General features: G+C 73.4%; 21 protein-coding genes. 5 read left to right on the top strand and 16 right to left on the bottom strand.

Going from position 1 to position 23,379, the window contains the following annotated elements; all coding sequences use genetic code 11:
- Positions 1-16: 16 nt before the first annotated feature.
- On the bottom strand, positions 17-814 hold the full coding sequence (locus tag ACTEI_RS20800) for a hypothetical protein (RefSeq protein WP_145831005.1): 798 nt from the start codon (positions 812-814) through the stop codon (positions 17-19).
- A gap of 151 nt (positions 815-965) precedes the next feature.
- Here ACTEI_RS20800 and ACTEI_RS38500 point away from each other — a divergent pair, with 151 nt between their 5' ends.
- Complete coding sequence (locus ACTEI_RS38500; protein WP_122979177.1) at positions 966-1,307, top strand: hypothetical protein; 342 nt, start codon at positions 966-968, stop codon at positions 1,305-1,307.
- The gene (locus tag ACTEI_RS38505) at positions 1,304-2,158 is read left to right on the top strand and encodes a phosphotransferase (RefSeq protein WP_122979178.1); all 855 of its coding nucleotides are present in this window, start codon (positions 1,304-1,306) and stop codon (positions 2,156-2,158) included. The genes ACTEI_RS38500 and ACTEI_RS38505 overlap by 4 nt, the downstream gene beginning before the upstream one ends.
- 147 nt (positions 2,159-2,305) lie before the next feature.
- Here ACTEI_RS38505 and ACTEI_RS20815 read toward each other — a convergent pair whose 3' ends face one another.
- The 11 genes from ACTEI_RS20815 to ACTEI_RS20865 all read right to left on the bottom strand — a co-directional run bounded on the left by ACTEI_RS20815 (position 2,306) and on the right by ACTEI_RS20865 (position 12,989).
- Positions 2,306-2,854 carry a MerR family transcriptional regulator gene (locus ACTEI_RS20815; protein ID WP_122979179.1) on the bottom strand — a complete coding sequence of 183 codons (549 nt, stop codon included), beginning with the start codon at positions 2,852-2,854 and terminating at the stop codon, positions 2,306-2,308.
- 208 nt (positions 2,855-3,062) lie between these two features.
- A complete protein-coding gene (locus ACTEI_RS20820; protein ID WP_122979180.1) occupies positions 3,063-3,527 on the bottom strand; it encodes a bifunctional nuclease family protein in 465 nt (154 codons plus the stop codon).
- A gap of 126 nt (positions 3,528-3,653) precedes the next feature.
- Positions 3,654-4,322 (bottom strand): transcriptional regulator FtsR, encoded by a 669-nt coding sequence (gene ftsR, locus ACTEI_RS20825; RefSeq protein ID WP_239082437.1) that lies wholly within the window; start codon positions 4,320-4,322, stop codon positions 3,654-3,656.
- A 68-nt stretch (positions 4,323-4,390) separates the two neighbouring features.
- On the bottom strand, positions 4,391-4,843 hold the full coding sequence (odhI, locus tag ACTEI_RS20830) for an oxoglutarate dehydrogenase inhibitor Odhl (RefSeq protein ID WP_014692031.1): 453 nt from the start codon (positions 4,841-4,843) through the stop codon (positions 4,391-4,393).
- 225 nt (positions 4,844-5,068) lie between these two features.
- The gene (gene gcvH / locus ACTEI_RS20835) at positions 5,069-5,452 is read right to left on the bottom strand and encodes a glycine cleavage system protein GcvH (RefSeq protein ID WP_122982297.1); all 384 of its coding nucleotides are present in this window, start codon (positions 5,450-5,452) and stop codon (positions 5,069-5,071) included.
- Positions 5,453-5,466: 14 nt separating this feature from the next.
- Entirely contained in the window at positions 5,467-6,864 is a 1,398-nt protein-coding gene (locus ACTEI_RS38510) for a DUF881 domain-containing protein (protein WP_239082436.1), read from the bottom strand.
- A 43-nt stretch (positions 6,865-6,907) separates the two neighbouring features.
- Positions 6,908-7,240, bottom strand: coding sequence for a small basic family protein (locus ACTEI_RS20845; RefSeq protein WP_122979182.1), 333 nt, complete (start codon positions 7,238-7,240; stop codon positions 6,908-6,910).
- Positions 7,237-8,193 carry a DUF881 domain-containing protein gene (locus ACTEI_RS20850; protein WP_122979183.1) on the bottom strand — a complete coding sequence of 319 codons (957 nt, stop codon included), beginning with the start codon at positions 8,191-8,193 and terminating at the stop codon, positions 7,237-7,239. The genes ACTEI_RS20845 and ACTEI_RS20850 overlap by 4 nt, the downstream gene beginning before the upstream one ends.
- Positions 8,190-8,813, bottom strand: a complete 624-nt coding sequence (gene clsA / locus ACTEI_RS20855) for a cardiolipin synthase ClsA (RefSeq protein ID WP_122979184.1) — start codon at positions 8,811-8,813, stop codon at positions 8,190-8,192. The genes ACTEI_RS20850 and clsA overlap by 4 nt, the downstream gene beginning before the upstream one ends.
- Before the next feature lie 795 nt (positions 8,814-9,608).
- Complete coding sequence (locus ACTEI_RS20860) at positions 9,609-11,561, bottom strand: vWA domain-containing protein (protein WP_122979185.1); 1,953 nt, start codon at positions 11,559-11,561, stop codon at positions 9,609-9,611.
- 3 nt (positions 11,562-11,564) lie between these two features.
- Positions 11,565-12,989: a sigma 54-interacting transcriptional regulator gene (locus tag ACTEI_RS20865; protein ID WP_122979186.1), complete on the bottom strand. Its 1,425-nt coding sequence runs from the start codon at positions 12,987-12,989 to the stop codon at positions 11,565-11,567.
- Between the two features lie 113 nt (positions 12,990-13,102).
- On the opposite strand from ACTEI_RS20865, the gene ACTEI_RS20870 reads away from it, so the two are divergent.
- A complete protein-coding gene (locus ACTEI_RS20870) occupies positions 13,103-13,915 on the top strand; it encodes a PhzF family phenazine biosynthesis protein (RefSeq protein WP_122979187.1) in 813 nt (270 codons plus the stop codon).
- Between the two features lie 155 nt (positions 13,916-14,070).
- Here the strand turns inward: ACTEI_RS20870 and ACTEI_RS20875 are convergent, their stop codons facing one another.
- Both ACTEI_RS20875 and ACTEI_RS20880 read right to left on the bottom strand, forming a co-directional pair.
- Positions 14,071-15,711, bottom strand: a complete 1,641-nt coding sequence (locus ACTEI_RS20875) for an MFS transporter (RefSeq protein WP_122979188.1) — start codon at positions 15,709-15,711, stop codon at positions 14,071-14,073.
- 62 nt (positions 15,712-15,773) lie between these two features.
- The gene (locus ACTEI_RS20880; RefSeq protein WP_239082435.1) at positions 15,774-17,342 is read right to left on the bottom strand and encodes a GGDEF domain-containing protein; all 1,569 of its coding nucleotides are present in this window, start codon (positions 17,340-17,342) and stop codon (positions 15,774-15,776) included.
- Positions 17,343-17,413: 71 nt separating this feature from the next.
- On the opposite strand from ACTEI_RS20880, the gene ACTEI_RS20885 reads away from it, so the two are divergent.
- The gene (locus ACTEI_RS20885) at positions 17,414-19,048 is read left to right on the top strand and encodes an ABC-F family ATP-binding cassette domain-containing protein (RefSeq protein ID WP_122979190.1); all 1,635 of its coding nucleotides are present in this window, start codon (positions 17,414-17,416) and stop codon (positions 19,046-19,048) included.
- Positions 19,049-19,067: 19 nt separating this feature from the next.
- On the opposite strand, the gene ACTEI_RS20890 is transcribed toward ACTEI_RS20885, so the two are convergent.
- On the bottom strand, positions 19,068-20,678 hold the full coding sequence (locus tag ACTEI_RS20890) for a glycoside hydrolase family 10-like protein (RefSeq protein ID WP_122979191.1): 1,611 nt from the start codon (positions 20,676-20,678) through the stop codon (positions 19,068-19,070).
- Positions 20,675-21,880 carry a glycogen synthase gene (gene glgA, locus ACTEI_RS20895; protein ID WP_122979192.1) on the bottom strand — a complete coding sequence of 402 codons (1,206 nt, stop codon included), beginning with the start codon at positions 21,878-21,880 and terminating at the stop codon, positions 20,675-20,677. The genes ACTEI_RS20890 and glgA overlap by 4 nt, the downstream gene beginning before the upstream one ends.
- Positions 21,881-22,068: 188 nt before the next feature.
- Here glgA and glgC point away from each other — a divergent pair, with 188 nt between their 5' ends.
- Positions 22,069-23,301 (top strand): glucose-1-phosphate adenylyltransferase, encoded by a 1,233-nt coding sequence (gene glgC, locus ACTEI_RS20900; RefSeq protein WP_122979193.1) that lies wholly within the window; start codon positions 22,069-22,071, stop codon positions 23,299-23,301.
- Positions 23,302-23,379: the final 78 nt, after the last annotated feature.

Consider the following 23,379-nt stretch of genomic DNA (forward strand, 5'->3'; position numbering starts at 1 on the left):
CGCGCGGCCGCCGGGATCAGGAGCGCGGGGCGGGGCCGATGCCGCAGGCGGTGATGCCGTGCGCCCGCAGCGTGCGGTGGCTACGCTGCACCGCCCGGCTGCCGCCCACCGCGATCGGGTAACCGCCCACCCGGCCGGCGTGGAGCATCAGCGTCACCGCCCGCGCCAGCGCCACTCCGGGCAGCGCCGACCACACCGCGGTCACCGCGGAGTCCAGCGACTGGGCGCGGTCGGCGCCCAGGTACACCGCGGCGGCCGGGGGCCGGGTGTCGAGCCGGTGCGGCGCCGGCGGGGGCGGGTCGGTGGCCTGCACGACCGGCCACAGCGACTCGACCAGGCCGGGCAGGTCGGCGTCGCGGCGGAAGTCACGGCCGGCGGGGCGCGGCGGGGTCACCGGCGGCTCGTCGCAGGCGAACGGCTCGGCGCACGCCGGGCAGCGGCCGAGCAGGTGGTTGGCCTGCCGGGCCAGCTCGCCGCGCCGCTCGGCGGTGTGCACCAGGTTGGCGAAGGGGCCGTTGGCGTACCGCGACCGGATGGCGCGTTTGACCCGCCGGGCCGCCTCGAACGCGTCCGGCCCGCGCAGCAGCAGCACCTCCGAGACACCGCCACACAGGTAGCGGTCGAGGAAGGCGCGCATCAGCGCGTGGCCACCATCGGTGTACTCCGACCAGAGCAGGCGCACGTCGGACGGGGTCAACGCGACCGGATGACGGCACACGACGGCCAACCCCTCGGCGGCGGCCGCGGCTTCCACGGCCGGGCGCCGGCCCGTACTCAGGCAGTCGGGTTTGAGGAGAACGAACGCCCGTTCCACACCCGCCCTCCTCGCGCCGCCGGGTCCGCAATCCTACCGTCGGCGGACCGGCGAACCGGCCCGGCGCGGGCCACCCGATGCCCGGGGCGGGCCCGGCGGCCGGGGGTAAATAGCTGGCCGCCGATCGCGGGCGGCTGGAAAGATCCGCCTGATGCGGACGAATCTGACACGCGGCACGCCGGTCAGCGCGATCGCCGGCGCCGAGGTGGCCGACACCGTGCTGACGCCGCCGGACTGGAGCGGCGCCGAGCGGCTGCCGCTGGTCCCGGTACTGCACGGCGCCGATTCCCCGGCCGACGCCCCGGTCATGATGCGGCCGCTGATCGACGGCGCGGACCTGCCGCGCACGCTGGCCGCCCGGGACTCCACCCCCACCGTCGGCGGCTCCTGCCCGGGCGTCGGGCAGCGGCTGGTCGCCGAGCTCGCCGACGAGCTGGCCGGGGCCGCCCCCCGGGATCCGTCCGCCACCCGCCGCTACGGCGTGCTCCCGTGACGGTCCGCACGGCGACCGCGCGTTCGCTGATCGCCGCCCAGTTCCCGCGCTGGCGTGCGCTGCCGGTACGGCGGGTCGCCGGTCAGGGCACGGTCAACGCCGTGTTCCGCCTCGGCGACCGGCTCTGCGCCCGGTTCCCGCTGCAGGACGAGGACGTGGTGGCCGAGGCGGCGGCGGCCCGCGAGCTGTGCGGGGCGACCCGCTTCGCCACGCCGGAGCCGGTGGCGATCGGCGAGCCGGGCCCCGGTTTCGAGCGGCGCTGGGCCGTGCAGACCTGGCTGGAGGGCACCGTGACCACGCCGGACAGTCACGCGTCGGCGGAGGTGTTCGCGCGGGACCTGGCCGAGCTCGTGCACGGCGTACGCGCCCTGGACACCCGGGGGCGCACGTTCGCCGGGCGCGGCCGCGGCGGCGACCTGCGCGGGCAGGACGAGTGGATGGCGACCTGCCTGCGCCGCAGCGAGGGCCTGCTGGACGTGCCACCCCTGCGGCGGCTGTGGGCCGGCCTGCGTGAGCTGCCCCGCGAGGCCCCGGACGTGATGTGCCACCGGGACCTGATTCCCGGCAACCTGCTGGCCACCGGCGACCGCCTGACCGGCGTGCTGGACGTGGGCGGCCTGGGCCCGTGCGACCCGGCCCTGGACCTGGTGTGCGCGTGGCACCTGCTGGGGCCGGCCGCCCGCCGGGTGCTGCGCGCCGAGCTGGGCTGCGACGACCTGACCTGGGAACGCGGCCGGGCCTGGGCGTTCGTGCAGTCGATGGGCCTGGTCTGGTACTACGAGCGGCGCAACCCGGCGATGGCCCGGCTGGGCCGCAGCACCCTGGCCCGGATCAGCTCACCCGGACGCTGACCGTGATGCGCGCGTCCGGGGCCGGTGCGGCATCCTCGTCACCCGGACGCTGACCGTGATGCGCGCGTCCGGGGCCGGTGCGGCATCCTCGTCACCGGGCGGCACGTCGCCGGCGCACGCCGCCGGGGCCCGATCGTGCGATCCCGGTCACCCGGCGCGCCGCCGGGCCCGGCGGGCCGCGAGCTCGTCGCCCGCCGCCGGTTCCTCGGGCAGTTCCCCGGCCGGCTGCGGCGCGGCCGGCTCCGCGGGCAGATGCGACAGCGAACCCTGGATCTCCTTGAACGCCCCGCCGATCGCGATGCCGAACACCCCCTGCCCGCCCTGCAGCAGGTCGACGACCTCCTCCGGGGAACGGCACTCGTACACCGTCGTGCCGTCCGAGATCAGCGTGATCCCGGCCAGGTCCTCCACCCCGTGCGAACGCAGCGTGTCGATCGCGCGGCGGATGTTCTGCAGCGACACCCCGGCGTCCAGCAGGCGCTTGACGACCTTGAGGACCACCAGGTCACGGAACGAGTAGAGGCGCGACGTGCCGGAGCCGGAAGCGTCCCGGACACTCGGGACCACCAGCGTGGTGCGCGCCCAGTAGTCGAGCTGGCGGTAGCTGATCCCGACCGCCTGGCAAGCCGTCACTCCGCGATAGCCGACCGAGCCGTCCTCGCCGACGAGTGGGCCCTCAAGAGGCTGCTCGTGCACGCGACTACCTCCCCGCTGCCCATCATCTCTCGACCTGGGCGGTGCCGGTTCACCTGGACGTCACGAGCGTATATCTCAGTCCCGGGGGAAACATGGAGGTAACGGCACGACACGCCGCGTTAGGACGAGCGACACGCCGACACGCCGTTACTCTCAGCGGTTTTCCGGCGTTTCCAGCACCGTCGGGCAGCGACGGCGGCACGGCCGCTCAGCCGGCGAAGTCCTCCGGGCGGACCTGGTCCAGGAACTCCCGGAACTTCTCGACCTCGTCCTCCTGCTCGTCCGGGATGACGATGCCGGCCTCGGTCAGCACCTGCTCGGCGCACCGGATCGGCGCGCCGACCCGCAACGCCAGCGCGATCGAGTCACTGGGCCGCGCCGACACCCGCACATCGTCGCCGATCAGCAGGTCGGCGTAGAAGACGTTGTCCTTCAGCTCGGTGATCTCGACCGCCTTCAGCGGCGCCTGCAGCGCCGCCAGGATGTCCCGCAGCAGATCATGCGTCAACGGCCGGGCCGGCTTCACGCCCTGCTGCTCGTAGGCGATCGCGGTCGCCTCCACCGCACCGATCCAGATCGGCAGGTACCGGTCGCCGTCGACTTCCCGCAGCAACACGATCGGCTGGTTGCTGGGCAGCTCCACACGGACCCCGACCACGCTCAGCTCGCGCACCGCCCGCCTCCGTGTTCGTTGATGTCGCCGTCCCCCGGACGGCCGCCCCTTACCCTGCACGGTACACGCACGCGGACCTCCTCCGCCCCGCGCGGGATACCCCGCACGGACCGGGTCGAACCCGGATCAGCGACCCAGTTCACCGCGCAGCCCGGTGCGTACCAGCGCCGCGTGCAGCCGCTGCGACAGTGCCTGCAGCTCACGAGCGGTCTCGGCGGCCCGGGCCCGCGCCGCCGGATCCTGCTGACGCGCCAGCGGCGCCAGCAGCTGGGTGAACAGGCCGACCTCACGATCGGCCGCGTTGCGGAACGCCCGCAGGTGACGCACCTCCAGGCCGTACCGGGTCAGGCCGACCACCGCCTCCACGATGATCACCGCGTCGGTGTCGTACCAGCCCGGCGGGCGGGCCACGACCAGGCCGATCTGCTCCAGCTCGGCCAGCATCGCCTCGTCGACCCCGGTCCGCTGCACCAGGTCGTCCTTCGGGATCCTGGTGTCGGCCGGATCGGCGGCCCGCTGCGTGCCGACCGCCACCAGCGTCGGTCGCTGCGGAACCACCGGTTCCTGCTCCATCCGGTCCAGCTGCTCGCGGATGACCCGGAGCGGGAGGTACTGATCACGCTGCGCGGTCAGCACGAACCGCAGCCGGGCCACGTCGTTCCACGAGTACTTGCGGTACCCGGAGGCGGTGCGTTGCGGGTCGACCAGACCCTCCGCCTCCAGGAACCGCAACTTCGAGATCGTGGTGTCGGGGAACTCGGTGCGCAGATGGGCCAGCACCTCCCCGATGCTCATCAGCGCACCATCGCGCCCGGCCTGGGGACGCGAGGCCCCCGGGTCGCGTGCGGCCGCCCCCGACGGGTTCACGCCCGGCCGCCCTCGCCCTCCGGCCGCGGGCCGGCGATGAACACCAGACGGAACTTGCCGATCTGGACCTCGTCGCCGTTGCTCAGCGTCGCCGCCTCGACCCGCTCCCGGTTCACGTACGTGCCGTTGAGCGAGCCCACGTCGCGCACGGTGAACACGCCCCCGTCACGGTGGAACTCGGCGTGGCGGCGGGAAACCGTCACGTCGTCGAGGAAGATGTCACTGTCCGGGTGCCGCCCGCTGGTCGTCACGTCGTGGTCCAGCAGGAACCGGGCGCCCGCGTTCGGGCCACGGCGGACCACCAGCAGCGCCATCCCGGGCGGCAGCGAGCCGGACATGCGGCTCGGCACCACGTCGGTCTCGGGACCCTCGAGCACCTCGTCAAGGGCGCCAAGGTTCAGCGTGGACGTGACGTCGAGCGGGGGGAACTCGTCGTCTGGGCGCGTCATCGGACCACCTCACGGATCAGTTGGTCGTCGCCTCGACCGGCAAGGTCGTGATGTTGCGACCTCGCCGAGGCCATTACGGCCCGACGCACGACTAGTGGTTTTGGGTAGGACGGTTTCAAAGGCATAACACTTGTGCTTGCGTTCCGCGAGCCTAGTCAGCGCCAATATCGCAGAGCAACCGGACGCGCGGACGTGCTTCGAGATCCGGGTCGATGCCCCGGCTTCTCAGTTGCTCTCGGTCAGCGCCTGATACGCCGCGGCGTCCAGCAGAGCGTCGAGCGCCGCCGGGTCGGCCGGAGCGATCTCGACCAGCCAGCCCGCCGCGTACGGCTCGGCGTTGATCAGCTCCGGCTCGTCGCCGAGCGTGTCGTTGCGCGAGACCACGGTGCCGGCGATCGGCGCGTAGATCTCCGAGACGCTCTTGGTCGACTCGATCTCACCGAGCGAGTCGCCGGCCTGCACGGCCGTGCCCTCCTCGGGCAGCTGCACGAAGACGATGTCACCGAGCGCATCCTGCGCGAAGTGGGTGATCCCCACCCGCACGGGGCCGCTGCCGTCACCGGCGACCCACTCGTGCTCCGCGGTGTACCGCAGATCCTCAGGAATCAACACTTCCTCCGTAGTCACGAAACCGGACGTGCATACTGCAGGGCAGTCGCCTTACGCACCGCGGTCACCTCGACCGTGGAGCGCGAGTCCATGGTCACGCTACCGCCGTCGCTCTTCACCGACGCCACCACCCCGCCCGGGATCTGCAGCGCCGTTCTCATCGTCTCCGGAGAGCCGATCACGAGCAGCCGGAACGGCCCGGTCAGCCGGTCACCGTCGGCGATGATGCCACCACCGGCCGCGTCGACGAAATACGTCGACGCGACGATCCGCACCGAGGTTCCGTCCGCGCCGCTGACCTGCATCACCTCGCCGCCGGAGCCGCGCAGCTCCTGCACCGTGTTGAGCACATCGGACGCCTTGACGCCGTCCAGCACGATCTCCAGCCCCGGACCGCGACCGGCGATCGTCCCGGCCAGCAGACCGAGCTCCTGGCTGCGCTTGTTGGCCTCCTCCAGAGCCGCCTCACGGCCCGCCACACCCGAGGTGAGCTGCTGTTTGCTGCGCTCCAGGGTCTCGATGTCGCTGGCGAGCCGGCTGTCGCGGGCCTCCAGGTCGCTCAGGATCTGGACCAGGTCCTCCTGGCGGGCGGTGGACAGGCCGCTGTCGACATCGTTGCTGCGCAACTGCACCACCAGGGTGAACCCGAACAGCGCCAGCAGCACCCAGATCAGCGTTCCGGCCGGGGCCGGGCGCTTGCTGCCGGGCCGCGCCGCCCCGGCGGGGGCCGTTTCCGGCTCCTGCCGGGCGTCGGCGGCGGCATCGCCGGGCGCGGGACCGGCCGGAGCACCCGGCCGCCCGGCAGCGGCGGCGCCTGCGACAACCGCCTCCGCCGTCACGGATCCGCCGGGGGCGCCGGAGCTCGACGCCGTCTCGGCGCTCGGAGCGGCGGGGACATTCGCCGCCCCCGGGGCATCCCCGGCGCGATCAAGATCACGTTCTGCGTCGGCCGGCTCGGGCGTGTCGGACATCGACGGATCGGGTGACGTGGCCGATGTCTCGCCCGCTCCCGGCTCACCCTCCCGGGTGACCTCCGCGTCGGCGTCGCCGGTCGTCCGCGACCCCGGCGCGGCGAGATGCGGGCGGTCCGCCGCCGACTCCCGCGCGGGCGCGTCCGGAACGGCGTACCCCGCCGGCTCCGCGGCGCTCTCGCGCCCGGGCGTCACCCGCGCCGTCTCCTCCTCACCGGGCACGGCATACGCCGGCTCCCCGGCCGCACGCGACCGCTCCCGGCCCGGCGGCACGACGTACGCCGTCTCCTCCTCATCGGGCGGCACGACGTACCTCGTCTCGCGGTCCGCGGACGGCGCGCCGTAGGCCGCGCCCGCCTCCGCGGGAGGCTTCCGCCCCGCCGTGGGCAGGCCGAAGCCCGGCGGCGTCTGGTCGCGGCCGTTGTCCTCACGGTCGGTCATCGAGTCCCCACCTTGTCTCACCCGGCGTCCGGGACCCGGGCCGTCACGCCCGGAAGAGGTGCCGGCGGATCGCCGCGACGTTACCGAAGATCCGCACGCCGAGCACGACCACGACCCCGGTGGACAGCTGCCCGCCCACCCCCAACTGGTCGCCCACATACACGATCAGGCCGGAGACCAGCACGTTCGAGATGAACGAGACCACGAACTGCTTGTCGTCGAAAATGCCGTCCAGCTTCGCGCGCAACCCGCCGAACACCGCGTCCAGCGCCGCCACCACCGCGATCGGCAGGTACGGCACCAGCTCCGGCGGCACGGTGGGGTGGAACACGATGCCCAGCAGGACACCCGCGAGCAGGGCGAGTACGGCGATCATCGGCCGCCTTCCGACGGTGAGCCGGCCGACGACGGCGAGCCCGAGGGCGCACCGGAGCCGGCCACTGACGAGGCGCCCGACAGCGCGGGCGCGGGGGTGCTCGGCGACGCGGAACGCAACTTCAGCTGCGGCGCCGCGTCCAGGGTGACGTTGCCGACCTTGGATGTCTCGAACGACATGCCGTAGCGGGTCGACAACGTTGCGAAAAACTTTCCGGCGTATCCGTTGCGGAAGTCGTCCGCCAGATCGTCCGGGCCGATCGCCACCACCTGGTACGGCATGGTGACCGGCCGGGTATCGACCAGGATCGCCTCCCCGGCCTGCCGGATCGTCGACGTGGCCGTCAGCCGCTGCCCGTTGATCGCGATCGCCTCGGCCCCGGCCGACCACAGCGCGTTCGCCGCCAACTGCAGGTCGGTGTCCTTCACCTGCCCGTCGGTACGCCGCTGGCCGGTCACCGCGTCCACCGACGTCGGCCCGTCCGCCAGCACGATCTTCGCGCCCGAGCCGCGCACCGGGGCCAGCCCGGTCGCCGCCTCCAGGTCGCCGATCCGGGCCACGGCCGCCCCACCCAGCTCCCGCCTGCGCAGCTCGGCCACCTGGTCGGCGAGCAGATCGGCCCGGGCCTGCAGCGTCTCGGTGTGCTCCCGGCGGCTCTCCACCTGCCCGATCAGCGTGTCGCGCGCCTTGGTCCGCCCCGGCTCGTCGGCCACCGTCTGCTGGTACCCGACCACCAGCAGGAACCCGATCGCGCTCAGGGTCACCACGGCGATGGCGTTGGTGGCCCGCTTGCGGGCGCCGGTGCGGCGGTACCCCTCGGCGCGGCGGGCGGCCGCATCGGCGTACCCGGGATCCAGGGGGTTCTGGAACAGCGCGGTGAGGAAGTCCGGCGCGTACGTCCGCTTCCCGGACCCGCCGTCCGGATCCGGCGAGGAAGCCGCCGGGCTGGTCACGGCGCGACCGCCCGGGGTGCGCCCGGCCCGTCCCGGTCGGCGCGCAACAGCTGCGCGATCTGCGCGAGGTAGAGCACGCCGGCCGCCCAGTACAGGCCGAGCGCCCACCAGGCCAGCGCCCAGCCGACCGGCGCGGCCCACCAGTCGATCGACGGCACCGCCTTGGCCAGCAGGATCACCGGGAACGCCGCGAGCAGCACGAACGTGCCGGTCTTGCCGACGTAGTGCACCGGGGGCGGGCCGTACCCGTGCCGGCGCAGGACCAGCAGCGCCACCCCGACGACCGCCTCGCGCAGCAGCAACGCGCCGGTCAGCCACCACGGCACGACCTCGCGGACGGTGAACCCGACCAGGGTGGCCAGGATGTACAGCCGGTCGGCGAACGGGTCGAGCAGCTCGCCCAGCCGGGACACCGAGTTCATCCGGCGGGCGACGTAACCGTCCACCCAGTCGGTGGTGCCGCCCACCGCCAGCACGATCACCGCCGCGACGTCCTGTTCCGGGCCGAGCAGCAGGTAGAGGAAGAGCGGGACGCCGAGCAGCCGGATGAAGCTGATCACGTTCGGAATCGTGAAGATCCGGTTGGAGGTCTCGATGGACGGCGCAGGGTGCTGCGACATCGCCACGACTTCCTCTCCCCCTCGCCGGCGCATGTGGCCGGGCCTGGTCACCCGGTCAGCCGGCGGCGCCGGTCGCTCGCCGAGCCACTATAACCACCTGCCTACCCATCCCCGACGCGTAGTCACGGGCACCACACTGTCCAGCACGTCCTAGGAGGCTAGGCACCTGCCTATCGCCCGTTTGGGGCGTGCCCGGCCGCGGCGGGAGAGGGCACGACGGTCCGGCGACCGCACGTGCCGGGGCGCGAGACGGCACGACGGTCCGACCACCCCGCGTGCCCGGGCGCGAGACGGCACGACGGTCCGACCACCCCGCGTGCCCGGGCGCGAGACGGCACGACGGTCCGACCACCCCGCGTGCCCGGGCGCGAGACGGCACGACGGTCCGACCACCCCGCGTGCCCGGGCGCGAGACGGCACGACGGTCCGACCACCCCGCGTGCCCGGGCGCGAGACGGCACGACGGTCCGACCACCCCGCGTGCCCGGGCGCGAGACGGCACGACGGTCCGACCACCCCGCGTGCCCGGGCGCGAGACGGCACGACGGTCCGACCACCCCGCGTGCCCGGGCGCGAGACGGCACGACGGTCCGACCACCCCGCTCAGCCGCGTCCGGCGCCGGTCCACGGCCGCCCGCGGCGGCCGTGGACCCAGGCGGCGTACCAACGGGCCCACCGCCTGGGCCGATTCGCCGGCGCGGGCCCGCGCGTCGACGCGGGCACGGGCGCGCGCGTCGACGCGGGAACGGGCGCGGGCCCGCGCGTCGACGCCGCCGCGGGCCCGGCGCGGGTGGCTCAGCGCCGCCCGCGCCGGGCTCGCACGTAGTCGTCGATCACGTACCGGCCCAGCTCCGCGGCGTTCGGGCTGAACACCCGGCCACCGTTGCGCCGGGCCACCCCGGCCACGAACCGCTGCAGGCCCGGATCGTCGCCGAGCATGAACACGTTGAGCGTCGCGCCGTACCGGGTCAGCAGATCGACCTCGTGCACGGTCGCCTCGACCGTCTCCGGCAGCGGCGGCCACCAGAACAGCGCCTCCCCGCCCTCCTCCAGGTGCGCGGTCGGCTCGCCGTCGGTGACCACCAGCACCACCGGCTCGGAGCCCGGGTGCCGTCGCAGGTGCCGGCCGGCGAGTTTCAGGGCGTGCTGCAGGTTGGTGCCCTTCTCCAGGGTGGGCTCGATGCCGGCCAGCTCGCCCTGCGACAGCGACATCGCGTACTTGCCGAAGCCGATGATCTGCAGCGCGTCCTGCGGGTATTTCGTGGCGACCAGGTGCGACAGGGCCAGGGCGGTCTGCTTCATCGGCCCCCAGCGGCCGTCGGCGTACATCGAGTAGGAGAGGTCGACGCAGAGCGCGACCACCGCCGAGGCCCGGCGCTCGGTCTCGGCGACCTCGAAGTCGTCGGGTTCCAGGCGTACCGGAAGGGCGCCGGCGCCGCGGGAGGCGGCCCGGCGCCGGACCGCGTTGCCGACCGTGCGGACCACGTCGAGCGGCTGGTCGTCACCGAACTCCCAGCGCCGTGACGAGCCGATCAGGTCGCCGGCCGCGCCCGCGTCCCGCATGTCGTGCTCCCCGCGCTTGCCGGAGACCTCGTGGAAGATCTTCGACAGGGCGGTCTGGCCGAGCCGGCGCAGCGCCTTCGGCGACAGGGTCAGCCCGTCGCCGTCGCGCTGCACCCAGCCCTGCCGGCGCAGCTCCCGCTCCAGCTCGCGCAGCCGGCGCAGGTCGTCGGCGGCGGACCGGCCGAGCTGGCGCGCCACCGCCTCCACGTCGACGTCGTCCAGGGTGGCGCCGGGATGCTCCTGGCCGAGCTGGTCGATCAGCTCGTCCAGGTCGGCGATCTCGCCCAGCGCGGCGGCCGCGTCGCCGTACCCCAGGTCGCCCGGACCGCGCATCCGCTCGCCACGACTCCAGTTGAGGCCGGGACGCAGCGCCCGCAGATTGTCGGTCAGCTCGGCCAGCTGAGCGCGCAGCGGCCCGTCGCCGAGCGCCTGGTCCATCAGCTGCTGCAGTTCCTCGCGCTGCTGCGGGCTCAGCGAGCGCATCAGCCGCTCGGCCGCGGCGGCCTGCCGGGCCAGTGAGTCGATCAGCTCGTCGATGTCGCGCGGATCGTCCGGGAAGAACCGGCCGTGCTCGGCCATGAACTCGCGGAACGCGTCGGTGGTGTCCTCGCCCCGGGCGTGCCTGGCGAGCAGGTCGTTGAGGGCGCCGACCATCGCGGAGACGTCGGCGAGGTCGCCGTCGCGCAGCGCCTGGCGCATCCCGGCGAACCGCTGCTCGACGACCTCCTGCCGCAGCCCGTCCAGGATCTGCTGGTAGATCGACCGGGCCTCGGCGGATGCCCAGTCGTACGCCGACAGCTCGGACACCGCCTGCGCCGTCGAGCGGGGCAGATTGTCCAGGACGGCCTCGTTGAACCGGGCCCCCTCGTCGTCGCGGGCCCGCAGCTCGTCGCGCTCGGCGGCCAGCGCCTGGTCGAGCATCTGCCGGGCCCGGGTCACCGCGCCGTCGAGGTTGCCCCGCCGCAGCGCCTCCCGGCGCAGCCGGCGCGCCCGGTCCCGCAGCTCGTCCAGGCCCCGGCCGGAGCGCGGCCCGCGCCGGATCAGGTCACGCAGCGCGTCGCGCAGGCTGTCGCCCCGCATCACCCGCTCGCCCATCTCGTCGACGGCGGCGCGCACGTCGTACGGCGGGGCGAGCGGGTCGGGCCCGTCGCGCCACGCGCCGTAGCGGAAGACATGGCGGCTCATCGGTCAGCTTCCGTAAAGGGTGCGGCCGTCGTCGGTCAGCTCCTTGGCCAGCCGGCGGGTCAGGTGCAGCCCCTCCAGCACGAACTCGACGCCGGACGCGGCCTGCCCGGGGCTCGGCGCGTCGCCCAGCCCGAGCCGGTCCAGCACCTTGGCCAGGCCCGGCACCGTGCCGATCTGGGTGAGCAGCTCCTCGGCGCTGACCAGGTCGCCGGTCTCGATGATGGCCCCGTCGGCGACCAGGTCGGTGAAACCGGACAGGTCGAGACCGGCCAGCCGGGCGCGGAAGGTCTCCGCGGTGGCGACCCGCAGCAGGTGCGCCAGGATCTCGGTCTCCCGGCCCTCCTCCCCGCTCTCGAACTCGACCTTGCCGCGCAGGGTGGAGGTCACCGAGACGGTGTCGCAGACCCGGGCCACCGCCTCCCGCTCGCCGCGCAGCCCGCAGCGGCGCAGCGCGGACGCCGCGACGGTCTCGGCGGCGGCGATCGCGAATCGGGCCGAGACCCCGGAGCGGGCGTCCACCGACGAGGACTCGCGGACCGCCCGGGTGTACCGGGCCAGCACGTCGATCAGGTGTTCCGGGACGGCCGCGACCAGCTCGGCCTCCTGGCGGATCAGCGCGGTCTCCAGCTCCAGGTCGACCGGGTAGTGGGTGCGGATCTCGGCGCCGAAACGGTCCTTGAGCGGGGTGATGATCCGGCCCCGGTTGGTGTAGTCCTCCGGGTTCGCCGAGGCGACCAGCAGCAGGTCGAGCGGCAGGCGCAGCTGGTAGCCGCGGACCTGGATGTCGCGTTCCTCGAGCACGTTGAGCAGCGACACCTGGATGCGCTCGGCCAGGTCGGGCAGCTCGTTGACGGCGAAGATGCCCCGGTTGGTACGCGGCACCAGACCGAAGTGGATGGTCTCCGGGTCGCCCAGGGCGCGGCCCTCGGCCACCCTGATCGGGTCGACGTCGCCGATCAGGTCGCCGACGCTGGTGTCCGGGGTGGCCAGCTTCTCGCCGTACCGCTGCGAGCGGTGCAGCCAGGAGATCGGCAGCAGGTCGCCGGTCTCGGCGGCCAGCCGCCGGCCGGCCGGCGTGAGCGGGTGGTACGGGTGCTCGTGCAGCTCGGAGCCGGTGATGTACGGCGTCCACTCGTCCAGCAGCCCGGCCAGGGCGCGGATCAGGCGGGTCTTGCCCTGGCCACGCTCGCCGAGCAGGACCATGTCGTGGCCGGCGAGCAGGGCCCGCTCGACCTCGGGGAGCACGGTGTCCTCGTAACCGACGATGCCGGGGAAGCGTGGCTCGCCGGTGCGCAGTTTGTGCAGCAGGTTCTCGCGCAGCTCCTGCTTGACGGTGCGGAACTGGTGCCCGCTGGCACGCAGCTCGCCCAGGGTGCGCGGAAGGTCGGCGGGAGGTTCGAAGGTGATCGCGGTAGGGCCCTCTGTCACCGCAGGAACGCTACTCCGCACATGTGACAACCGGCGACTGTGACCGGGAACGCGGCCAGCGCCGCGGGATTGGCTCTGGGCCGCGGCGCCGGCCGCGCGGCACGCTTCCCCACATGATCGAGAAGTACGCGGCATTCACCGGAAGCCCGGACGGCGGGAACCCGGCCGGCGTGGTGCTGGACGCCTCCGGCCTGGACGAGTCCCGGATGCTCCGGATCGCGGCCGAGCTGGGCTACTCCGAGACGGCGTTCGTCACCGAGCGGGCCGGCGACCGGTACCGCGTGCGGTATTTCAGCCCGCTCGCCGAGGTGCCGTTCTGCGGGCACGCGACGGTGGCGACGGCGGTCGCGCTGGGCCCGGGCGAGCACCTGTTCGTGACCAACGCGGGCGAGGTCCCGGTGACCGTGGACAGCACCGGCGTCGCCACGCTGACCAGCGTCGTGCCCAGCGTGGCCGCGCTCGCCGACGCCGATCTCGCCACGCTGCTCGGCACGCTGCGCTGGTCGCCCGCCGACCTGGACCCGGCACTGCCGCCGCGGGTGGCGTACGCCGGCGCGCACCACCCGATCGTCGCGGTGACCAGCCGCGCGCGCCTGGCCCGCCTGGACTACGACGTGCCGGCGCTGAAGGAGCTGATGACCGCGCGCGGATGGACCACGGTGCAGCTGGTGTACCGGGACGGCCCGACGGTCTTCGACGTGCGCGACCCGTTCCCGGTCGGTGGGGTCTACGAGGACCCGGCCACCGGCGCGGCGGCCGCGGCCCTCGGCGGGTACCTGCGGGAGCTCGGAATCGTCGGCGACGACGCCACGCTCCTGCTGCGACAGGGCGACGACCTGGGCCGGCCCAGCCGGATCACGGTGCGCCTGGTCCCCGGCGAGCCCGGGGTCCGGGTCAGCGGCACGGCGGTGCCGATCCCGGCCTGACCGGCCGGCGGGCCGGCGCGCGTGCCGCCCCTGGTGCCGGGGACGCCGCACGTGCCTAGCGCGTGCCCCGCCTGCTTGCGGGCGTTCCCCGCCTGCTTGCGGGCGTGCCCCGCCTGCTTGCGGGCGTTCCCGCCTGCCGAGGGCGGTGCCGCGCCTCATCCCGGTGGAGTGAGGTTGCCCGGTTGCCGCCGCGGGATGCCGGGCGAGAAGAACAGCGCGACGAGGGCGAGCACGGCGAGCACGCCGAGCGCGGACCGCAGCCCGTCCAGCCGCGCCTCCCGGTTCTCCTCGGTGATGGCGTCCGCCGCCGCGCCGGTCACGCCGGCCGCGGTGAGCGCCTCGCTCAGCCGCGCGTCCGGGATGAACGGCACGCCGCCGGCCAGCTGGACCTGGGCCTGCTCGGAGAGCTTCGCCGGCACCGCGGGGTTGTCCCGCACCCCGGCCAGGAACGACGAGCTGAGGGCGGCGATCAGGACGGTGCCGGCGAGGGCGGTCCCGATCGAGGCGCCGAGGAAGGTGACGGTGTTCTGCAGCCCGCCCACCTCGGCGCTGCGCTCGTCCGGCACCGCGGACACGGTGACGCTGCCCAGCTGCGAGGCCAGCGCCCCGATGCCCAGGCCGGCCAGCAGCATCGGCCAGGTGACCACCTCCGGCCCGACACCGGCCTCCAGGGCCATGGCGAACAGCGTGATCCCGGCCAGCAGCGCCGCGAACCCCAGGCGGACGACCCGGCGGGGCGACACCTGGGGGAAGAGCCGCGGAACGCCGACCGCGGCCACCAGCAGGGCGATGGAGAGCGGGAGGATGCGCAGCCCGGTGTCGACGGCGGACAGCCCGAGCGAGATGGAGAGGAACAGCGGGACCACGAAGAACAGCCCGGCCTGCAGCAGGTACTGGAAGAAGAACGAGGTCAGCCCACCGCGCAGCCGCTTGTTGCCGAGCATCGCCGGGTCGAGCAGCACCGCCGCGCCGGCGGCCTGCCGGTGTCGTTCCCAGTGCAGGAAGCCGAGCAGCACGAGACCACCGGCGATCAGCATCCAGAGCACCGGGGACAGGCCGAGCCAGTCCGGCGCGCCCGGCCTGGGGTGGGCGAATCCCCAGGTGCCCACCCGGATGGTGCCGAACACCACGAGCCCGAGCCCGAGGGCGGACAGCACGGTGCCGACGAGGTCGAGGCGGGCGGCGCGATCGCCCGGCGCGTCCGTCATCCGGCGGGCCGAGGCGACGATCCCGAGCACCAGGATCACCTCTCCGGCGAAGACCCACCGCCAGGACGCGTACGTGGTGAGCAGGCCACCGATCAGCGGCCCGACCGCGACGGCCATCGCGCCCGAGGCCGCCACCAGGCCGTAGGCGCGCGGCCGCCCGGCCGGACCGAAGTTCGACGCGACCAGGGCGACGATCGCCGGCATGATCAGTGCGGCGCCGATCCCCTCCAGGGCGGACCAGCCGATCAGCAGCACGCCCAGGTTCGGGGCGAGCGCGGTGGTCAGCGATCCGGCGCCGTAGATCGCGCAGCCCAGCGCGAAGGCGCGTTTGCGGCCCACGATGTCGCCGATCTTCCCACCGGTGATCATCAAGGCCGCCATCACCAGCGTGTAGAGCGTGATCGCGGTCTGCATCCCGGTGACGGTGGTGTCCAGGTCGTCGGCCACCGTCGAGATCGACACGTTCATCACGGAGCTGTCGAGCGCCATCAGGAACTGCCCGGACGCCAGCGTGGCCAGCACGCCGGCGGGCCGGGCCCCGGACGGGTGCTGCCGCTGATCGGCCGCTGAGGTCGTGCTGGTCGGCATCCCGCCAGGATGGGCCGGCCGTACCGGACGTTCGTCATCCGACGGGGATGAGCGGGGCCGCGCTAGCCCGCGGCCGGCGCCATCCCGGCCTCGTACCGCTTCCAGGTGCCCTTGCCCTGATGTTTCGAGGCGTACATCGCCATGTCGGCGTCGTGCAGCAGCGACCGTACGTCGTCACGCTCCTCGGCGCAGGCGATGCCGATGCTGGCGTTCGCCCGCAGCGGCGTCTCACCCACCGTGACCGGCTCGGCCAGCGCCCGCAGGATCCGCTTGGCGGTCTGCTCCGCGTCGTGCACCGTGCAGTCGCGCAGCAGCACCGCGAACTCGTCGCCGCCGAGGCGGGCCACCAGGTCGCCGGAGCGCACCGACTGGCGCAGCTTCTCCGCCACCCCGGCCAGCAGCAGGTCGCCGGCCGCGTGACCGTGCGTGTCGTTGACCGCCTTGAACCCGTCCAGGTCGACCAGCAGCAGCGCGACGGTGCCCGGCCGCGAGGCGGTGAGGGCGGTGGTGGTCTCCTCGCGGAAGTACGCGCGGTTCGCCAGGCCGGTCAGCTCGTCGTGGAGTGCCTGGTGCCGCAGCCGCCGCTCGTGCTCGCGCAGTTCGGTCAGGGTGGTGTCGAGCTGGTCGATCAGCCGGGTGTTGTCGTGGAAGGCGGCCAGCTGCCGGGCCACCACCAGCGCCACGATGATCCCGAAGCCGCCGACCACACCCCACAGCCGGGTGTCGATGCCCTGCGGCATCATCATCAGCATCGTCACGAAGACGACCACGATCGACCCGTACGGCAGCAGGCTGTACGGCCGGCGCCGGCGCGAGCCGAACGCGGTCTCGTCGAAGCGGGCGAGCATCTCCTGGTTGCGCGGGCCCAGCGCGATCAGCAGCGACGGCAGCAGCCGGACCAGGTAGACGTGCGCCGGCAGGTGGTCGGTGGCGCCGGGCGGGGCGACGAACAGGCCGACCGCGTTCACCACCGCGGCCACGATCATCGGGACGGCGGCCACCCGGTGCATCGGCGCGTTCCCGCTCAAGATCAGCTTCACCGCGGCGAACGCCGAGGTCAGCACGACCGCGCCGGCGGCCAGCGCGCCGACCAGGCTGCCCGCGGAGTCCTGGGAGGCCGAGCCGGCCGCGAAACACCAGGCGACCACCACGCCGCCGACCATGACGGTGGCCGAGTCCAGCCAGAACGCCAGCGCCTCACGGCCGGTCCGGCCCGGCAGCGGGTGGATCAGCATGGCCACGATGATCAGGCCGAGGCCGGCCGCGAAACACGTGGACTGCACGTCGCCGCCGGCGGTGGACCACTGGCCGTGCCGGGTGAAGGCGAGAACACACTGCACCGTGTCGCCGACGACGAACAGCGAGGCGCCGATCGCCTGCAGGCGCCAGTAGCGGCGGATCGCTCCGCCGGCGATCTGGAAGACCCGCCACGACGAGTACGCCAGCAGCACGTCGAGCGGCGGCTGGAACAGCCAGAACACCCGGACCTGGCTGTTGGCGTGGCCGGCCAGGGCGAGCAGCAGCACCATGCCGAACGCGGTCCAGGCAGCCGCGGCCAGCGCGACCGGGTCACGGTGGAGAGCGGATCGACGTACCGCATCCGGTCCCGGCCCGCGCCTCTGGCTCCTCACGGAGAGATCATCGGCCGGTGGCCGCCGGTCATGAAGCTTTCCGGCGGCGTACTGCATAGGATGGCCGCCTGATGAGCGCCACACTGATCGCCCGGGACCTCGCCGCTGGGCACGGCGACCGCACCCTGTTCACCGGACTGGACCTGGTGGTCGCGCCCGGCGACGTGATCGGCCTGGTCGGGCCGAACGGCGCGGGCAAGACCACGCTGTTGCGTACGCTGGCCGGGCTGCTGCCCGCGGAGAGCGGAACGGTCTCGCTCAATCCGCCCACCGCCAACCTCGGGTATCTCCCGCAGGAGCGGGAGCGGCGCGCCGGGGAGACCGTGCGCGACTTCCTGGCCCGGCGCACCGGGGTCGCGGCCGCGCAGACGGCGATGGACGCCGCCGCCGAACAGCTCGCGGCGGGCGCCGACGGCGCCGACGACCGGTACGCCACGGCCCTCGAACGCTGGCTCGACCTGGGCGGCGCCGACCTGGACGACCGCGCCGCCCAGCTGGCCGGCGAGCTGGGTCTCGCGGTCGCCCTGGACCACCCGATGACCGCGCTCTCCGGCGGCCAGGCGGCCCGCGCCCAGATGGCGTCGCTGCTGCTCAGCCGCTACGACGTGTACCTGCTGGACGAGCCGACCAACGACCTCGACCTGGACGGCCTGGCCCGCCTGGAGCGGTTCGTCGAGGGCCTGCGCGCCGGGGTGGTGGTGGTCAGCCACGACCGGGAGTTCCTCACCCGCACGGTCACCGAGGTCCTCGAACTGGACCTGCACCAGCAGCAGATCCACCTGTACGGCGGGGGCTACGCCGCCTATCTCGACGAGCGTGAACGCGCCCGGGCACACGCCCGCGAGCAGTACGAGGAGTACGCCGACCGCAAGGAGGAGCTCCTCGAACGCGCGCGGACGCAGCGCGCCTGGATGGACAAGGGCGTGCGCAACGCCCGCCGCAAGGCCCCGGACAACGACAAGATCGGCAGGAACTTCCGCGGCGAGACCAGCGAGAAGCAGGCCGCCAAGGCCCGGCAGACGGAAAAGATGATCGAGCGGCTGGAGGTGGTCGAGGAGCCGCGCAAGGAGTGGGAGCTGCGGATGGAGATCGCCGCCGCGCCCCGGGCCGGCGCGGTGGTGGCCACCCTGCGCGACGCCTGCGTGCGCCGCGGGTCGTTCACCCTGGGCCCGGTCACCCTGCAGATCGACTGGGCGGACCGGGTGGCGATCACCGGGGCCAACGGCGCCGGGAAGTCGACACTGCTGGCGGCGCTGCTGGGCCGGCTGCCGCTGGACTCCGGCTCGGCGTTCCTCGGCCCCGGGGTGGTGGTCGGCGAGGTGGACCAGGCGCGCGGCGTCTTCCTCGGCGAACAGCCGCTGGCCCGCGCCTTCGGGGCGGCCGTGCCCGCCCTCTCCGACGCCGACGTGCGGACCCTGCTGGCCAAGTACGGCCTGCGCGCCACGCACGTGCTCCGCCCGGCCGCCACCCTGTCCCCCGGCGAGCGCACCCGGGCGGCGCTGGCCCTGCTGCAGGCGCGCGGGGTGAACCTGCTGGTCCTCGACGAGCCCACCAACCATCTGGACCTGCCCGCGATCGAGCAGCTGGAGTCGGCGCTGGCCGGTTACCCGGGGACGCTGCTGCTGGTCACCCACGACCGGCGGATGCTGTCGGCGGTCGCCACCAACCGCCACCTCGAGGTCGCCGACGGCAGGGTCACCGGCTGAGCGCCCCGGGGCGGCGCGGTCAGGCCGCCGGGGCCGGGTAGCCGGGGCTCAGCGGGCTCTCGTTGCCGGAGCGGTCCAGCGCGCTCAGGCAGTAGGTGGCGTTCGCGGCCGGTTTCGGGTCGGCGATCTCGGCGCCGGCGCGGCCGGTGGCGACCAGCGTGGCCGGGCCGCCGGTGGTGCGGTAGAGCGCCCAGTTCGTCGCGTCCGGAGTGTCGGCGTCGAACACCAGCCGGCCGTCGCGTCCGCGCGCCGCGGTGAGCCGCGGGGCCGCCGGGCCCCGCGCCGTGAGCCGGGCCGAGCGGGGCGGCAGGGCCGGTGACGCGTAGTGCGCCCGGCGGTAGCGGGTGACCGCGCCGAGCTTGTCGTCGCGGACCTGCGCGGCACTGAAGTGGATCTCGCCCTGGACGCCGTACCGGTCGTTCAGGGCCATCTGCCGGTCGAGCTGCGCCGGATCGCTCCAGTCGCCCTTCTCACCCACCCGGTAGTCGGCCATGCCGATGTAGAGCTGCACGTCGGTGCCCTTGACGGTCTGCGCCCACCACGGCAGGACCTTCGCGTAGTCGGCCTTGCCGAAGCCGATCGTCCAGTACAACTGCGGCACGATGTAGTCCAGCCAGCCCTCCCGGACCCACCTGCGGGTGTCCGCGTAGATCGCGCTGTAGCTCTCCAGGCCGCTGGTCGCCGAGCCGCCGGCGTCCGACGACCGGTTGCGCCAGATGCCGAACGGGCTGATCCCGAACCGCACCCACGGCTTGAGCTGCCGGAGCCGTTCCTGCATCTCGCGGATCAGGGTGTTCACGTTCTCCCGACGCCAGTCGGCCTTCGAGCGCCCGGCGCCGTACCTGGCGAACGAGGCGGAGTCGGGGAAGTCCTGACCCTCCTCCGGGTACGGATAGAAGAAGTCGTCGAAGTGCACGCCGTCGACGTCGTACTTACGTACCGCCTCCAGCATCGCGTCCTCGACGAAGCGGCGCGCCTCCGGGATGCCCGGGTCGAAGTAGAAGCGGCCCTTGCTGCCGGTCGGGTAGGCGATCCGCCACTGCGGGTGCCGGCGCAGCGGATGGTTCGGGGCCAGCTTGGCGGCGTCGGTGCCGGTACCGCTGGGCGCCGGCTGGGTTCCCCGGTACGGGTTGAACCACGCGTGGAACTCCAGCCCGCGCGCGTGCGCCTCGGCGACCATGAACGCCATCGGGTCCCAGCCGGGCGACCTCCCGTCGAAGCGGCCGGTGAGCCAGTTCGACCACGGCGCGTAGTCGGACGGCCAGAAGGCGTCCCCGCTGGGGCGCACGTGCACGAAGATCGCGTTGTGGTGCTGCGCGACGGCGACGTCCAGCCACCGCCGGTACTCCGCCTCGACCTGGGCCTGGCCGAGCCCGGGCCGGCTCGGGAAGTCGAGGTTGTACACCGTGGTCAGCCACATGCCGCGCAGTTCCCGCGCGGCCCGCGCGGGCTGCCCGGCGCACTGTCCCACGGCGCCGGCCGCGACGACCGGGTGTCGCGCCGCGGGCGGCGCGCCGGCGGCCGTCTCCTGGTAGAACGCGGCCCGGACCAGCCCGGCGCCGATCGCCAGGGCGGCGATCAGCACCGCGGCCAGCAGCAGGCCCAGACGCAGGCGCTGAGCCGACGTCACAGCACCGACCGGTAGACGTCCAGGGTGTCCTCGGCGATCCGCGCCCAGCTGAAGTGCTCCACCGCGCGGCGGCGGCCGGCCTTGCCCATCCGCTCGGCGAGCTGCGGGTCGCCGAGCACGCGGGTGAGGGTGGCGGCCAGGTCGGCGACGAACTTCTCCGGGTGCACCGGCGTGCCGGTGCCGTCGTCGACCTGCTCGATGCCGACCAGCAGCCCGGTCTCGCCGTCCGCGACCACCTCGGGGATGCCGCCGGTGGCGGTGGCCACCACCGCGGTCTCGCAGGCCATCGCCTCCAGGTTGACGATGCCCATCGGCTCGTAGACCGACGGGCAGACGAACACCGTGGCGTGCGTGAGGATCTGGATGACGTCCTGCTTGGGCAGCATCTCCTCGACCCAGATCACGCCGGCCGGGTCGCGGGCGTCGCGCAGGCCCTGTGCGAGCTCGGCGACCTCGGCGGCGATCTCCGGGGTGTCCGGGGCGCCCGCCAGCAGGATGATCTGCGTGTCGGCGGGCAGGTCGTGGCAGGCCCGCATCAGGTACGGCAGGCCCTTCTGCCGGGTGATCCGGCCGACGAACACGACGCTCGGGCGGTTGCGGTCGATGCCCAGCCGGTCCACCACGTCGGTGCCGTGGTCCGGTTTGTACAGGTCGGTGTCGATGCCGTTGTAGACCACGTGGATCCGGTCCGGGTTCACCTCCGGGTACGCCTTGAGCACGTCGCGCCGCATCCCGCCGGAGACCGCGATGATCGCGTCGGCGTTCTGCACCGCGGTCCGCTCGCAGTACGACGACAGCGCGTACCCGCCGCCGAGCTGCTCGGCCTTCCACGGCCGCAGCGGCTCCAGGCTGTGCGTGGTCATCACGTGCGGCACGCCGTGCAGCAGTTTCGCGGTGTGCCCGGCGAAGTTCGCATACCACGTGTGGCTGTGCACCACGTCGGCGCCGGCACACCCGGACGCCATCGCCAGGTTCACCCCCATGGTGCGCAGCGCGGCGTTCGCGCCGGCCAGCTCGGCCGGCTCCGGGTACGCCGTGACGCCGTGCTCGGCACGCGGCGCGCCGAAGCAGTGCACCCGCACCTCGGCGAGCCGCCGCAGATCCCGGCTCAGGTATTCCAGGTGCACGCCGGCGCCCCCGTACACCTCCGGCGGGTACTCACGGGTCAGCAGGTCCACACGGAGAGCGGAAGCATCGGCCACGTCCCGCAGGATAGCCCAACGCGATCGGCGGCCACGCCGTCCGGCACCGCGCGGCGGGGCGCCCCGGCGACCGGTCCGGCCGACCCGGGCCCGATGATCGAATCCCGAGAGCGGCGCCACGGCGGCGTGAGCAAAGTTCGTCACGCTTTGGGTGGCGAACCGAGGGCCGGCATATTAGCGTCCTTGCCATGGCTGTCAAGGTGCTTGCGATCGTTCTGGCCGGTGGAGAAGGCAAGCGCCTGATGCCCCTGACCGCGGACCGGGCCAAGCCCGGCGTCCCGTTCGGGGGCATCTACCGCATGATCGATTTCGTCCTGTCCAACCTCGCCAACGCGGGGTATCTCAAGATCGTCGTGCTGACCCAGTACAAGTCACACTCACTGGACCGGCACATCTCCAAAACGTGGCGGATGTCCACGCTGCTCGGCAACTACGTCACCCCGGTGCCGGCCCAGCAGCGGCTCGGCCCGCGCTGGTTCGCCGGCTCGGCCGACGCCATCTACCAGAGTCTCAACCTGATCAACGACGAGTCCCCGGACTACGTCATCGTCTTCGGCGCCGACCACATCTACCGGATGGACCCGAAGCAGATGGTCAACGACCACATCGCCTCGGGAGCCTCGGTCACCGTGGCCGGCATCCGCCAGCCGCTGTCGCTCGCCGACCAGTTCGGTGTCATCGACGTCGGCCCGGACGGCAAGAAGATCAAGGCGTTCCGGGAGAAGCCGAAGGACGCGACCGGCCTGGCCGACTCCCCCGACGAGGTCTACGCCTCGATGGGCAACTACGTCTTCACCACCCGGGCGCTCTGCGAGGCGGTCAACGCCGACGCACAGAACCCGGACAGCAAGCACGACATGGGCGGCAACATCATCCCGATGCTGGTCGAGCGCGGCGAGGCGAACGTCTACGACTTCCGCGACAACGACGTGCCGGGCGCCACCGACCGCGACCGCGGCTACTGGCGCGACGTGGGGACGCTGGACTCGTTCTACGAGGCCCACATGGACCTGATCGCCACCCTGCCGGTCTTCAACCTGTACAACCACGAGTGGCCGATCTTCACCAACTACGGCTCCTGGCCGCCCGCGAAGTTCGTCCACGGCTACGACGACCGCCAGGGCCGCGCCATCGACTCGATGATCTCCCCGGGCGTGGTGGTCTCCGGCGCCCTGGTGGAACGCTCGGTCATCTCGCCGAACGTCCGGGTCAACTCGTGGGCCCACGTCGACGGCGCGGTCCTGATGGAGGGCGTCTCGGTGGGCCGGCGCGCGGTCGTGCGCAACGCCATCATCGACAAGAACGTCATCATCCCGGAGGGCGCCCAGATCGGCGTCGACCTGGACCGCGACCGCAAGCTCTACACGGTCAGCGACAACGGCGTGGTGGTCATCGGCAAGGGCCAGCGGATCGAGATGTAGGCGGCCCCGCCCGGGTCCGCTCCCCACAACCCTTCCCGGTACGACCTGCCGGGTCCCACCCCACCCACGCGCTCCGGG

Source organism: Actinoplanes teichomyceticus ATCC 31121 (assembly GCF_003711105.1).
GTDB classification, from domain to species: Bacteria; Actinomycetota; Actinomycetes; order Mycobacteriales; family Micromonosporaceae; genus Actinoplanes; species Actinoplanes teichomyceticus.

What these genes read in the sequence shown, in the direction of transcription:
- ACTEI_RS38500 (WP_122979177.1), top strand. Translation starts at nt 966, where the DNA reads ATGCGGACGAATCTGACACGCGGCACGCCGGTCAGCGCGATCGCCGGC.
- ftsR (WP_239082437.1), bottom strand. Translation starts at nt 4,322, where the DNA reads ATGAGCATCGGGGAGGTGCTGGCCCATCTGCGCACCGAGTTCCCCGAC.
- odhI (WP_014692031.1), bottom strand. Translation starts at nt 4,843, where the DNA reads ATGACGCGCCCAGACGACGAGTTCCCCCCGCTCGACGTCACGTCCACG.
- ACTEI_RS38510 (WP_239082436.1), bottom strand. Translation starts at nt 6,864, where the DNA reads ATGACCGACCGTGAGGACAACGGCCGCGACCAGACGCCGCCGGGCTTC.
- ACTEI_RS20845 (WP_122979182.1), bottom strand. Translation starts at nt 7,240, where the DNA reads ATGATCGCCGTACTCGCCCTGCTCGCGGGTGTCCTGCTGGGCATCGTG.
- clsA (WP_122979184.1), bottom strand. Translation starts at nt 8,813, where the DNA reads ATGTCGCAGCACCCTGCGCCGTCCATCGAGACCTCCAACCGGATCTTC.
- ACTEI_RS20860 (WP_122979185.1), bottom strand. Translation starts at nt 11,561, where the DNA reads ATGAGCCGCCATGTCTTCCGCTACGGCGCGTGGCGCGACGGGCCCGAC.
- ACTEI_RS20870 (WP_122979187.1), top strand. Translation starts at nt 13,103, where the DNA reads ATGATCGAGAAGTACGCGGCATTCACCGGAAGCCCGGACGGCGGGAAC.
- ACTEI_RS20875 (WP_122979188.1), bottom strand. Translation starts at nt 15,711, where the DNA reads ATGCCGACCAGCACGACCTCAGCGGCCGATCAGCGGCAGCACCCGTCC.
- ACTEI_RS20885 (WP_122979190.1), top strand. Translation starts at nt 17,414, where the DNA reads ATGAGCGCCACACTGATCGCCCGGGACCTCGCCGCTGGGCACGGCGAC.
- glgC (WP_122979193.1), top strand. Translation starts at nt 22,069, where the DNA reads ATGGCTGTCAAGGTGCTTGCGATCGTTCTGGCCGGTGGAGAAGGCAAG.